16 protein-coding genes are annotated in these 12,432 nt (G+C 67.0%); all 16 read left to right on the forward strand.

All coding sequences use genetic code 11. The annotated features are described in order from the left end of the window. Positions 1 to 34: 34 nt before the first annotated feature. The 16 genes from HUT19_RS00005 (at position 35) to HUT19_RS00080 (ending at position 12,326) form a co-directional block, all read left to right on the forward strand. Complete coding sequence (locus tag HUT19_RS00005) at positions 35 to 709, forward strand: hypothetical protein (protein ID WP_176178467.1); 675 nt, start codon at positions 35 to 37, stop codon at positions 707 to 709. 117 nt (positions 710 to 826) lie between these two features. Beyond that, a complete protein-coding gene (locus tag HUT19_RS00010; protein ID WP_176178468.1) occupies positions 827 to 1,372 on the forward strand; it encodes a hypothetical protein in 546 nt (181 codons plus the stop codon). A 110-nt stretch (positions 1,373 to 1,482) separates the two neighbouring features. Further along, a complete protein-coding gene (locus HUT19_RS00015; RefSeq protein ID WP_176178469.1) occupies positions 1,483 to 1,719 on the forward strand; it encodes a hypothetical protein in 237 nt (78 codons plus the stop codon). A 138-nt stretch (positions 1,720 to 1,857) separates the two neighbouring features. Next, entirely contained in the window at positions 1,858 to 2,913 is a 1,056-nt protein-coding gene (locus HUT19_RS00020) for a hypothetical protein (RefSeq protein WP_176178470.1), read from the forward strand. Between the two features lie 251 nt (positions 2,914 to 3,164). Further along, on the forward strand, positions 3,165 to 3,911 hold the full coding sequence (locus HUT19_RS00025) for a hypothetical protein (RefSeq protein ID WP_176178471.1): 747 nt from the start codon (positions 3,165 to 3,167) through the stop codon (positions 3,909 to 3,911). A gap of 124 nt (positions 3,912 to 4,035) precedes the next feature. Next, positions 4,036 to 4,425: a DUF2958 domain-containing protein gene (locus HUT19_RS00030; RefSeq protein WP_176178472.1), complete on the forward strand. Its 390-nt coding sequence runs from the start codon at positions 4,036 to 4,038 to the stop codon at positions 4,423 to 4,425. Between the two features lie 105 nt (positions 4,426 to 4,530). Further along, on the forward strand, positions 4,531 to 4,896 hold the full coding sequence (locus HUT19_RS00035; protein WP_176178473.1) for a hypothetical protein: 366 nt from the start codon (positions 4,531 to 4,533) through the stop codon (positions 4,894 to 4,896). Between the two features lie 117 nt (positions 4,897 to 5,013). Next, positions 5,014 to 6,270: a DNA polymerase III subunit beta gene (locus tag HUT19_RS00040; RefSeq protein WP_176178474.1), complete on the forward strand. Its 1,257-nt coding sequence runs from the start codon at positions 5,014 to 5,016 to the stop codon at positions 6,268 to 6,270. 490 nt (positions 6,271 to 6,760) lie between these two features. Further along, the gene (locus tag HUT19_RS00045) at positions 6,761 to 7,441 is read left to right on the forward strand and encodes a DUF6192 family protein (RefSeq protein WP_176178475.1); all 681 of its coding nucleotides are present in this window, start codon (positions 6,761 to 6,763) and stop codon (positions 7,439 to 7,441) included. Between the two features lie 2 nt (positions 7,442 to 7,443). Continuing rightward, complete coding sequence (locus HUT19_RS00050) at positions 7,444 to 7,863, forward strand: hypothetical protein (protein ID WP_176178476.1); 420 nt, start codon at positions 7,444 to 7,446, stop codon at positions 7,861 to 7,863. Between the two features lie 26 nt (positions 7,864 to 7,889). After that, a complete protein-coding gene (locus tag HUT19_RS00055; RefSeq protein WP_368661737.1) occupies positions 7,890 to 8,819 on the forward strand; it encodes an IS5 family transposase in 930 nt (309 codons plus the stop codon). A 107-nt stretch (positions 8,820 to 8,926) separates the two neighbouring features. Then, a complete protein-coding gene (locus tag HUT19_RS00060; protein ID WP_254885323.1) occupies positions 8,927 to 9,367 on the forward strand; it encodes a hypothetical protein in 441 nt (146 codons plus the stop codon). Positions 9,368 to 9,379: 12 nt separating this feature from the next. Continuing rightward, positions 9,380 to 10,033, forward strand: a complete 654-nt coding sequence (locus tag HUT19_RS00065; RefSeq protein WP_176178478.1) for a hypothetical protein — start codon at positions 9,380 to 9,382, stop codon at positions 10,031 to 10,033. A gap of 331 nt (positions 10,034 to 10,364) precedes the next feature. Further along, the gene (locus HUT19_RS00070) at positions 10,365 to 10,781 is read left to right on the forward strand and encodes a hypothetical protein (RefSeq protein WP_176178479.1); all 417 of its coding nucleotides are present in this window, start codon (positions 10,365 to 10,367) and stop codon (positions 10,779 to 10,781) included. A 77-nt stretch (positions 10,782 to 10,858) separates the two neighbouring features. Further along, positions 10,859 to 11,557 carry a PP2C family serine/threonine-protein phosphatase gene (locus HUT19_RS00075; protein WP_176178480.1) on the forward strand — a complete coding sequence of 233 codons (699 nt, stop codon included), beginning with the start codon at positions 10,859 to 10,861 and terminating at the stop codon, positions 11,555 to 11,557. 79 nt (positions 11,558 to 11,636) lie between these two features. Then, positions 11,637 to 12,326 (forward strand): hypothetical protein, encoded by a 690-nt coding sequence (locus HUT19_RS00080; protein ID WP_176178481.1) that lies wholly within the window; start codon positions 11,637 to 11,639, stop codon positions 12,324 to 12,326. Positions 12,327 to 12,432 lie beyond the last annotated feature (106 nt).

The following is a 12,432-nucleotide window of genomic DNA, read 5'->3' on the forward strand; positions in this document are numbered from 1 at the left end:
CCCCCGCCTCAGCCCACTTCCAGGAGAGACCGCCATGCCCAACTTCACCGCGTACGCCGCTCACGAAGCGCTCGCGTTCGCCCAGCTCACCCCCAGCACAGACCGCCTGGACAATCTCCACCGCCACATGACGGCCCTGGAACCTGATGTGCCCCCCAACATGCGCCTGTTGATGCTCACCGTTGCCTCCGCCCTGGCGGCCGCAAGTGAGGCCACGGCCAAGGCCGGGAGCCTGTCAGGAAGGGACCGCACCCGGGCCTACGCCGAGGCCCGAGAGCTCACGGAGCTTGCTCTACGGGACGCCGAAGAACTCATCTTGGCGATCGAGCCGACCGCCGCACGCTTCCGAGGTATCGACATGCCCGTGACACCGGAGACGATCACCGCTGCCACGTTGGCCTATGCCAAGGTCACTGCCAGCACTGAAGAGGTAGAGGCCATCCGCCGGGGGACACCGGTGGTGCGGGTATGGTGCAGTTCCGACAAGCAGCAGGGCAAGCGGATCACGGCCCGTATCTCCGCTGGAGTGCACACCGACAGCGGATGGCAGGACGCCCATCCCCCCATCCTGTATCACTTCTGGCGAGTCGACGGCCGGAGGGACGCCGCAGCGAACGCACGCCAGCGGCTATGGCGCAGGAACCCTGCGCGGCGATACCTCGCCGTCACTGACGTTGACGTCGAGTTCTGCAACGACCCCCGGGTGTAGATCTCTCCCACGCGTGGGGTTGCCAACCTAGCTGAAAGAGCGTAGATTTATCACTGTCGGAACGGGGAGGGCGGCAACCACCCCGAGCCGGCTCCAACCCACCAACCAAGGAGTGTCGTGGACTACGCGAACACCTTTTACCGGGCCCGCATGGGCGAAAAGGCCCTGACTGCCTTCGGTTTCCTGGCAAGCGAGCACCCGCCCACCAATGAGGTGCTGGAAGCCATCGCGGAGAGGGTGGCCAACGAACACGCGGTGCAGAAGGGCAACAAGGAAAGGAAGTTGCCCGAGGAGGAAGAGATCAACCCCGACGCGACAATGGCAACCCTCATCGACGTTGCCACCGACGTTCTGCACCACATGGATGGAGTTGTGCACGCTGACGCGCTCGTATCCGTCGCGCATCGCGTGTTCAAGGTGAGGACGGGAGAGGACAAGGAGTACGGGGGTGTTGCGCTGGTGGCCGGGCCCATGTCGGAAGTCGAGCACCGGGAGACCAACGACACCGTCGAATTCCTCGTAGCTCTGTGCCATGTCGCCGTCTCGTTCGGATGCGATCCGGTGCAGGTGCTGTTCGATTCCATGTCTTCCTTCGAAGAGACCGTTGAGGCCGAGCGGTTCGAACGCGCGGCGCGGGACCGTGAGAAGCGCCTGAACGGCTGAGTTCAACGGGTGTGGTGCGGGCGCAACCCGCACCACACCCCCGGCCCAACGGTTCTCCAACACCGCATCAACCGCTACGGCCCATCGCCCCATGTCAGGGAGCAAAGATCGTGATCACTCTTGGACTCACCCGCACTGACGCGTCGCTCTCTGTGTGGCAGCGTTCCGAACGATTCGCCACCATGCGCGCGGCCCAGCGCAAGGCGTACAACCTCCGTGGCGACGCGGACCACATGGCGGGGGTACCGGCGATGTTCGGCCCCCAGGAAATCAGCGCCGTGCGCCAGGAGGCAGCCCAGTGGGAGCACCTGGCCACCTGGCTTGGCCAGTCCGTGCGCACTGCCTAGCGCCGCTCCAACACGCACTGAGGCCCAGCCGAGCTCACCGGCCGCGCACCGCATACCACGCGCCACGTTCGGCCCGGGGGGCACCCCCGCCCCCGGGCCCGCCTTCCCTTCCCCAGGACTTGTCTCCAGGAGATCTCCGTGAAGCTCAGCCCCCCTCAGCAGCGGGCCCTCATGACTGCCGTCAACGGCCGGATTCAGGCCCGGCCCAACACCCTCGAGTTCCTGGTCCGTCACGACCTGGCCGAGTGCCGTACCGAGCAGTGCGGCACCACGCGGCGCACCGTGGTGCACCACTACGTCACCGACACCGGTCGTGTCGCGCGTGGTGAGATCATCGCTGCCCGGGCCACGCCCGGAACGCGGATCAGCACCCCGATGGGGAAAGGCACAGTCACGGGGAAGGAAGGGAGAGAGGGTGGGTCGTGGGTCGTTCTGTTCCGGCCGGACGGACAGGCCGAGACGAACATCCACGCTATTCCTGCGATGTCTGTGTACCTTCACCTGCTGTGCGCGCGGTGCGACGCCATCGGCGACAACTCCATGCCTGCCCGTGGCATGCTGTGTGGATTCTGCGCGGCCCAGGAGGACCGCGAGGACTCCCCCGAGACTCGGGGCCGGACCGCCGCCCTCCATGTGCGTTCCGGTCGTCTCAGCCGAGCTTCACGGTCTTTTGCCGACCAGTCCGCTCCGTCATCTGAGGACGGGGCGAGGAGGCCGCTTCCTCGGATTGCCTTCGAGTCGGAGGTCTGTACGCGCTGTAGCGGGACCGGGCGCCGCTCGTTCGGGCGGGTGTGCTTCAAGTGCAACGGCACGAAGCGGTCGCTTACTCGCCGGGGACAGCGAGCGTGCACGGCGTATCAGGCTGCGGTGGCGAAGCGCTGCACCGTAACGATGAGGGAGTTGGAGCCGGGCGACGTCATCTGGCACCTGACATCAGGCAACCGCAGAGGATGGGTGACCGTCCGATTCAAGCGGGAGTACGAAGCTGACCCCGCACGGGGCGTATTGGAGACCAGCGGGAAAGGCTATCTGGGGCCGTTCGGTACCCGGTTCACGATCTACCGCCCGGATGTGCTGCGCGAGATTCGGACCGACATCGCGAAGCGCTTCAAAGGCGCATCGCTGGCAGAGCCGGAACCCGGTGACCCGGAATCCGATGACCGTCGAGCGGCAACGTCCGCCGCCCACCCCTGACCAACTCAGCCCCCCTCTCTCGGAGTGCTGGCTGCAATCTGCCCTATCTACCAGCCAACCCATCCCCTTGGACGAGACAGATGCTCAACGAGCCCATTCCTCCCGACCTGTGCCCATCCCACCGCGATATGGCTCTCAGGTGGAGGGACAACCACTACGACCGGCGCCATCCGGGTGAGTGGCCAGCCGGAATGTCGATTCCGGCTAGGGGCAGAACCGAGTCCGACGACTGGGGCCGGGGTCACGGGATCATGGACAGCCGCACCACACACTCCGAGCGTGACGCCGAGTTCGACCGGAAGAACTGGGCAGAGGTGGAGCGGTCCATAGCCGCCTGCCGGTCGGGGGACTCGCCGCAGTGCACGCCCTACGAGGAGTGGCCCGCCTCTGCCAAGGCCGCCCGCAATGCCCTACGCACACGGTTGCAGTTGCCCACCCCGGCCCGCGCGGTGCCGCGGCCCGGCACCGATGTGCCGCCGATCGCCCCCGTTCCCGATCTGGCCGATCTGACGGGTATGCCCGACGGGGGAGGCTACCGGCGGGAGGAGGCCAACGCGGCAGCTCGCCGAGCCGGGCGGACTCAAGCCACCGGGGAGGGGATGCGTCGATGGCATGCCAGCGTCCACGATGCAGTGATGTCCAACCTCGCAGCCGCCGAGACACTTGCCCCGGCAGAAGACCGGGCGTGGCACGCGGCGCGCCTGGACGCCTACGCGGCCGCCTACGGACTGCGCGGCTGGCACCGGTACGCCGACCGCGCGGGAAAGCACATGGTTCAGTGCAACCGGATCCGGACCCATCTGGAGGGGGATCGTGGCCGTTACTACACGGTGCGCCTCGGGCCGCGGGGGGCCGGGATGGACCCCGGTCCGCGTAGCCACGCGGTGATAGACCGGGACTCCCAACGCACGGTCTACGCAGCAGTTTCACAGGGCATCGCTTGGCAGTGGATCGAAGCACACGAGTGCGGCGCAGCGGTGTTGCACACCACTCTCTGAGGCGTAGAATTATCACTGTTGGACCGATTGGGCGGCAACCCACCGGCCCGGCACAGCTCATCCAACCCACCTCCGCACGGCAGCGGTTGCACGCCAGCCGCCCCGCCGAAACCGAAGGAGCCACATGTTCCACGACGCGGACCCCCCGCAGCACAACGCGCTCCCCGACAACTACCGCCAGCGTCGCGGCCACGACTTCTACCCCGAGCCGGAAGCCATCGCGCAGATTCCGCCGCTGACCGAGACGGAAGGCACGCCCACGCATGAGCTGGTGGTGCACCTGCATTACTTCACCGTCGCCGGTTCGGACTGGTTCGTCACCGAGCTGAACCCGAGGGACGGAATGGCGTTCGGATGGGCGCGGATCAACGTGCCCTACGGGGAATGGGGCCTCTTCCGTCTCCCGGATCTGGCGAACGTCTCCAGCCCGTTCCTCATCCAGCGGGACCTGTACTTCACCCCCACGCGCGTTGGTGACATCCCCCTGATCAACGTCGCGAACCGCGCGAGCTAGCCCCCAGCGCCGGGCCCCGAAACGGGGCCCGGCCACCGGGTGGCCGCTGCGCCCGGCAAGGCACGGTCGGCCACCGTCATCCACCCACCAAGGAAGGGAAGTCCCATGAGCGACACGCTCACCATGTCCCAGGTCACCTCGTTCATCGCGACGCACACGAGCGAGGACGACCTCGCTCGTATCCAGGAGGTCGTTAAGGAGCGCCGGAAGGCACTGGCGAATGCTGCTGCCGCCGCCGTGACCACCGGTGCACTGGTGGAGGTGGTCAACATCCGCCCCGCTGACTTCAAGGGCAAGCGCGGCACCGTCCAGGCGATCATCGGCCGGTCCGCAAGCATCACCTTCGACGAGGAGTCCACCAAAGAGCTGCGCTGGAGTGCCCGCAGCCGGAAGATCAATGTTCCGGACAACGTGGAGCAGTGGACGCCTGAGACCCTCTTCCCCCTGATCTGTCTGCGCGTCATCCGCTGAACCCCTGCTCACCACGGGTTCCGCCGGGCCCGGCAAGGCCCGGCGGACCCCACCGCCCGGCTGCGCACTGGCGCGCATCCCCGGTGCGGCGGCACCCAACCCACCAGGAGGCACCACATGGTCAATCCGGTCCGCACACCGTCCCCGTCCACCGCCGAGCGCCCGGTTCGTTTCAGAGCCCGTCATCAGGACCTCACCACCGCGCTGAAACTCACCGCTCTCGCCGTCCCTGCCCGTCCCGCCGTACCGATCGCCGGGGGCATCGTTGCCCAGGCGCAGGGTCGCGTCGTGAAGCTGCGCGCATCCGATCAGGAAGTCGCGGTCACGGTGAGCGTCCCCGCGGAGCCCGGCCCCTCCGGGTGCAGTGTGCTGGACTACGACGAGTTGAAGAAGGTCGTAGCCGCCGTCGTGAAGGGTGAGCCCAAGGCCGCCGCCGCCGAGACCGTCGTCACCGTCGAAGATGGTCAACTGTCAACGCCGCACGTGTCAGTACCGCTCACCACGTACCCGCTGGAGGAGTACGCCAGCCTGCCGCCCACCGTGCCGCCGACCGTCACCGTCGCCGGGCCGGAGTTCTTCGGCCAGCTGGCCCGTGTGCTCCCCGCCGCGAGCACTGACCCGACCCAGACCACGCTGACCATGACGCACTTCACCTTGTCCGGCGGAGTGCTCGAAGTAGAGGCCACCGACCGGCGCCGTGTCGCACGAGCCGAAGTGGCAGCGCAGCCACGACAGACCATGGCCACCGAGCCGCCCCGCAGCGCCCTCATCCCCGCTCGCGTGCTGACCGCAATCGTCAAGCACATGGGCAAGCACACCGGCCCCATCGGAATCGGCATCCGTGCGGACGACTCGAACGCGTTCATCTCCCTGACCATGGGGACAACAGAAGTCACCATCCACTGCGAAATGCGTGACTTCCTCTTCCTCAATCCCTACTTCCCCCGTGAGAGCCACACCGCCCTAACGGTCAACCGCACCGCCATGGTCAACGCCACCAAGAAGGGTCACGCCCTGGCCACAGCGAAAGGCGTGGCCGCCGAGTACGTCACGGTCACGGCACAGTGGAACGCTGACGGCGAACTGACCCTCGCCCCGTACGTCGGCGACGACGAGGAGCAGGCCAGGGTACGCGGCGTGAAGGTACCCGCCGACATCACCCACGGCCGCGGCGCTCACGTTCCCGGAGCCACCCTGACCCTGGGCACCGGCTACTTGCTGGACGCCCTGAGCGCGTTCAGCAGCGACACCGTCACCCTGCACCTTGGCGAGTCCGAGAACGGCCAGTTCCGCCGGCCCGTACTGTTCACCGAATGTGACGCCATCTCCGGCGAGGGATACCGGCACCTGTTGGTCCCTGTCGAGTTGCACTGAGTGCCTGTGCCATATCCCATGATCTGTCACCTTCTGTGACGGATGGCAGAGTCGTTCAGTTGTGTGCCGGGATCGGTGCTGCGCTCGGGCAGGAGCGGGACGGTTCGCACGTGATGTGGGGTTTTTACGGTCGTTTGTGGTGACCTTGGGGTGGGCGGCGGAGCCTGGCGGGCATATGCGGGCCGGAGTTGCTGCGGCTGGTGAGGGGCCAGCCCTTCCGCCCCGTCCAGGGAGTGGGTTGTCGTGCCCCAGACGATCGGCAGCGTGCCGGGTGAGCGTTTCGAGGATCTGGTGGACCAGTCGGTTCAGCTGGTCCATGTGATGACGGGATGCCAGTTCACGCTGGGTGACATTGCGTTGGAGATCGCACCGCTGCGTACGCACGGCGGGAACATGTCGCTCGAGGACGACGAGCTGGGGGTGGAAGGCTGTCTGCGGCTGTTCGCCGAGGCGATAGGCCTCTCCTTCCATACGGTGCGGACGTATCTGGGTGGCCGCGCGATGGCCGAAGGACCAGCGCCAGAAGGGCGTCTCGTTCGAGGTCCACCGGATCTTGGCGTCGACGCCGGACGCGTACGAGCTGATCCAGCATCCGCCGGCCGACGAGCGCACGGGCGAGTCCCGGTGGAGCGGAGACGCGGCGAAGCGGGCGGCGGGCTGGCCCACCGCGACGCCGGTCACGGTCGCGGAAAAGGTCGAGGCCATCCGGGACCTCGCGCAAGACGAGCAGGTCGCGGCGCTGGCTGCGTGTGAACTGCTGCACCGGCCGGAGGTCGCTTTCCGCGCAATGCGGGACCGGCAAGCCCGTGAGCTCGTCAATGAAGCCCAGTTCGACCAGGCTGAGCACGACGAGGACGATGATGAAGAGGACTGGTGGGACCAGCCGGAGGCGGACCAGGACGACGGTGTCCTCGATCCCGTCGCGATCGTGCGGGGCTTCCACCGCGCCATGGAGTTCACCGACCTGATCGGGGTGTGCCAGGGCTTCGTGGCCGGGGCGAGCCGGCTGGTTCCGAAACTACGCGGACGCGAGTTCTCCGAGTCACAACTCGATCTGGTGGCACGGAACTTGGAGAAGATCCGGGCGACCGCGGATTGGATCGAGACCGCGGTCTCCACCGGCAAGGTGGACCTGGACGAGGCCTTGGCTGAACTGCTGCGGGACCAGTAGCCATGAAACGGCGGGCGGGGCATCCCGCTCATGTTCATGCCGAAGCGATACGCAAAGCCCTGGAAGAGGCGAAGCCTGCCGGACTGCACGGAAAGCAGCTGGCCAAGGCCACCAAACGGAGTCCAGCACAGGTCTGGACGGCCATCCGGTTTCTGCGCAAGAACGCGGTCAAGGACGGACTTCCGCCGGTGACGCACAACCGCCGGGACGGGTTCCAGCTGTCCGAGGATCCCGAGGTGTGGATCGCTTACGAGAAGGCGGTCTTCAAGGCGGAGTTGAACCGGATGACGAATGTCATCGAGGGGATCGTCGCTCCGCACACCAAACGCAAGCCGAAGGACGAGTGGGCCCGCCTGGTCCTCGACCAGCTCGGCGGCGTCAGAGCGACCCTGGAAGTCCTCTGGCGCATGGAACGGCCATGACCTGCCCTCATACCCAGCAGAGCGCCGTGCGCGAGCGGCACTACCCCAGCGACACCCCGGACGCCGAATGGGCCGTCCTGGAACCTTTACTGCCCCGGCCGGCGTGCTGCCGACCGACGGGCGGGCGCCCCGAGGTGCACCCGCGCCGCAATGTCGTCGACGCGATTCGCTACGTCAACGACAACGGCGTGAAATGGAGATCCGTGCCGGTCGACTTCGGCATCCCCTGGCGCACCCTGTTCGGGTTCTTCCAGCGGTGGAGAGCCAGCGGGGACCTGGCCCGCATCCACGCCGAGCTGCACGAACAGGTCCGTATCCATGACGGACTCAATCCCCGCACCGTCGCGGTGATCCTGGACTCGCAGTCGGTCAAGGGCGCCGAGACGGTGGGAGCGGATACGCGAGGCTTCGACGGGCACAAGATGATCAATGGGAGGAAGCGCCACCTCACGGTGGACATGCGCGGCATGCCGCTGACCGTGATGGTCACCGAGGCCTCCCCGCACGACAGCGTTCCTGCCCGTGACCTGCTCTTCCGGCTCAGCCTCACCCACCCTGAAGTCACGGTCGTCTGGGCTGACTCCGCCTACGGCGGACCTCTCGCCGACTGGGCTCGCACCCGCCTCGGCCTCACCCTCAAGGCGGTGCCCCGCCGAAAAGACCAGGACGGCTTCGCCGTCCTCGCCAAGCGATGGCGAGTGGAACGCGCCATCTCCTGGGTCATGCGAGCCCGCAGAAACGTACGGGACTACGAAAGACTCATCTCACACAGCGAAGCCCACATCACCTGGACCACCATCACCCTCATGACCCGCCGGCTCACCCAGCCACCAAGACGGCCCCGCACCAACTCCCACCCCGTCGAGCCGGAGAAGGAAGCCTGCAAGCCCATGCCCATACGCCTGCGGACAGAGCTGCCCCGGCCGATCCGCCTCGCCCCCGCAGTCCTGCGCTGAAACTCTGAGCAGAGTTGGTGAATGTGGCCATCGAACTGTTGTCTTAAAATTGTTACTTGATGTGAAAGTGGGTGACGCGCAGCCACCGGCTATGACATGGTCGGGTCATGAAGAGGATCGCAACGGGGGCGGCGACCATTGCCGCAACGGCCCTTCTCACCGGAATCATCACTACACCCGCTCAGGCCGGCCCGGCCTGGGACAAGACCGTCAAGTGCCAACAGAAAGACTGGGACGGCCGAGTGGTTCCCACTCGGGTCGGCAACAGCGAGCTGGGATGGAAGCACTTTTCCGGCCGACACAACATCAAGAAGTGCAAGATCGTGAATGCGGCCATCGACGGCAAGCCCGACAAGGTCAGCGGCGCTCGCCTCGAGTACTGGGCATACGCGTGGAACGGCAGCCGCCGGGTGAAGGTCATCGTCATCGCCCAGTACGCCCGCAAGACCAGCGACGGACGTTACGACGCCGGCCGCGGCAAGAAGATCGGCGTCATCACCGCCTACTGCAAGGGCATGACCAAGTGCCCGAACTGGCTCAACCAATGACAGCATCAGCAAGTGACCTTCGAACCCGATGACATCGCGGAGCAGCAGGCGGACATCACCCGCCTGCTGCTCCACCATTTCCACATGCCCCTGCCCGGTGGCCAGTTCATCCGGGGCATCCTTCCTGCGCCTCTTCGGAGCGAGGCCATCCAGGTCGTGACAGGCCCTTTGCCGCGGGATGCAGCGGATGAGTTGACTGCCTGGCAGATCCCGCTGGCCTCCGTGCAGGACCCGGAGTCCTTGCTCAGCGGAGAGGATGTCCTCGCCATCGTGAGAGCCCTGCTCAGCGGAACCCATATCTACTCAAGCAACCGTGTCGACACGGTGATGGGCATGCCCCTGGTCCGCGTGGACGTAGCGTCTCTGAAGCCTGCCCCGGCCTCGTCGCACGACGGCGCCTTCACCATCCTGCGCAGCCTCACCTGCCCGTGGACCGAGGACCAGCCCGAACCACGGCTGCGGGGGTTCCTCCTGCACGCCCCCGACCGTCTGCGGCTCTACCTCGACAGGGAGGACGACACCACCGTCACGGCCGCCGACGTCCGACCATCCGGCGCCGTCACCGCCCTGGTCTCCGCCCTCGGCTCATTGATCACCGAGGAACCCCACGCCACGGACCATGGTGATCCATACTGCGCGACGCTGATGGACCTTACTCACTGGTGACAAGCACGATGGCCCAGACCCGGTCCCTGGCTGCCAGCGCGTGGCGTCAGGGAGCCTCACCGAACCAGTCCCAGCGGCGCGGCGGTGGGCCGCCTCCACACTCCTCACGGTGCGTCACAGATCATGGGATATGGCACAGGCACTGAGGGCATGTACCTGGGGACGGCCCGCCGTGACCGGACCGTCCCCGCCCAGGTCGAAGCGCGGTGGTTGACACCACCCCCCAAGAGCGTAGAATTAGCAATGTCGGAACGAGTTGGGCGGCAACCCACCCGTACCGGCGATCCAACCCTCCAGCACCGGGCAACTGGGCCCGACCGAAGGAGTCAACGTGAGTTCCCCCGAGCCCCCCGCCACTCCCGAACCGATCACCGTCACCGTGCAGCACGAGGGCACGGCGTTCACCCTCACCCTGACCCTGCACAGCATGGAACGCCGCTTGGATCGTGGTGTGCTCGGCGACGTGGACGGCATCGAGGCGCACCTCAAGCTCGCCTCAGCAGCCAGTGAGAAGCCGTCCACGCTGTTCCTCTCGCGGCTCGCGGGGGAGAAGCAGTGGGTCATTGACGCGAAGTTCGGCGCCAACGGCTTTCCCCACTTCTGTCACGGCTTCGGCGCTCGCTACCTGCGGTGCACCGCTGTGGTGGACGAGATCGGCGACGTCCTGGACCAGGCCGCCCGTGATCGTGGCCTTGCCGAGCAGATCGGCCGCGACATCCCGCTCGTCCCCGTGCCGATCAAGCGCTGACCACAGCTCACCGGCTGGCCCGGGACGGCAATCCCGGGCCAGCCACACCCGACCCACCACCTCAGCAGGAGCCCGAGATGATCGCCCCCCTATGGACCTCCTCCACCCGCACCGACCAAGGCCCGCGGTTGTACATGGCCGATGCCGCTCACGACTTTGAGTACCGGGCATGGGCTGTCGCCGACGGGATCGGTGACGACTTCGAGCCCGCCGACGCGGCCGCCACGGCCGCCGACCTCGCCCCCTTCGCGGCAGCTTCCGGCGGCGCCGCCTACGGCTTGGCAGCCGCCCGCAGCGAACTCCAGGACTTCTACCGGGGGTGTCCCAGCGGGCAGGAAGGCGATTGCGTCATGGTCACCGCGGTCCCCATGCCCACCAGCGGCGGATGGGATTTCGCCTGGGTCGGCGACTGCCGCGCCTACGTCGTCCAGCACGGGCAGCTGCGCCAGGTCACCGAGGACCACACCGAAGGCCAGAAGATGAGGAACTGGCAAGACCCCTACTGGGCAACGCTGGCCCCCACCTTTGACCACGTCGTCACGCGCACGGTGCTCCGCGACGATGAGATCGCCTCCGTGCGCGTACCCGGCCCGGTTGAACTCGTCCTGCTGTGCACAGACGGGATCTCCAAGGTCGTACCGCACGAAGTCATCGAGCGGATCGTCACGGCCCCGGTCCGGCCGCGCCACATGACCCGTGCACTGGTCGACGCCGCCCGCTCCCGGAGGAGCACCGACAACATCGCAGTCACCGCCATCGCGCCGCACACCGCGTAACGCTCCCCCATTCTCCTTCGGCCGGTCCGGGCGGTAACCCGGACCGGCCCCCAACCCGCCCAGCCATGGAGGCACCCCCGTGACACGATCCCGCCGGCCCCGCCCCCGCGGACAATGCCAGTACGACCTCAGCCCCAAGACGTCACCGGAGACCTTCGCGGCGGCCGCCGCGGTCCTGGCCGAGCGAGGATGGCGCGATGGTGAGACCTTCCGCATGCGCCCGTCGGCCCTCGGCCCCCATGAACTGCTGATCGCGCCCATCGTGGGCGGAAACGACATGGCGCCCGGGAGCGGCATGTACGAGTGGCAGGAAGGGCAGGGCATGGAGTGGTTCAACGCCGCCCGCCGTCTGGCCCGGGACCTGGCAAAAGAGGGGTGGACCTCCCACGGAGCCACCAACCGGGGGACCTACTTCCAGCGCCCCGCCCGTCCCGGCCTGGACCACACGCCCTACTCCGGAGATGTGGCCACCGCGCCGCCGGGTGCCCCCGTGCGGCTGCTGGCCATCGCGGCCGAAGTCGGCATCACGGACGCCGCCTTGGACGCGGCAGTCTGCGCAGCCGCGCACGAAGTGGCCGCCGACTCCTACAACAGCGGCGCGTACCCGGAGGTGAGCGACGATCGAGCCCACCGGGCGGTGCACGCCGACGCTGACGTCATCGCCAGCAAGATCAATATGGAAGGGCGGTCGGCCCAACTCGCCTACTTGTATGAGGGGTGCGCGAGCGAGGCCGCGTTCCGCTCTCTCCTTCACGAGCTGTGCGACTGATTTGACCACACCCCACCCAAGAGCGTATAGTTATCTATGTCGATAAGGGGTTTGGGCGGCAACCCTTCCCTGACCGACCCATCCAGCCCATCAATCGCAAGGAGCG

This window comes from Streptomyces sp. NA02950, assembly GCF_013364155.1.
GTDB lineage: Bacteria > Actinomycetota > Actinomycetes > Streptomycetales > Streptomycetaceae > Streptomyces.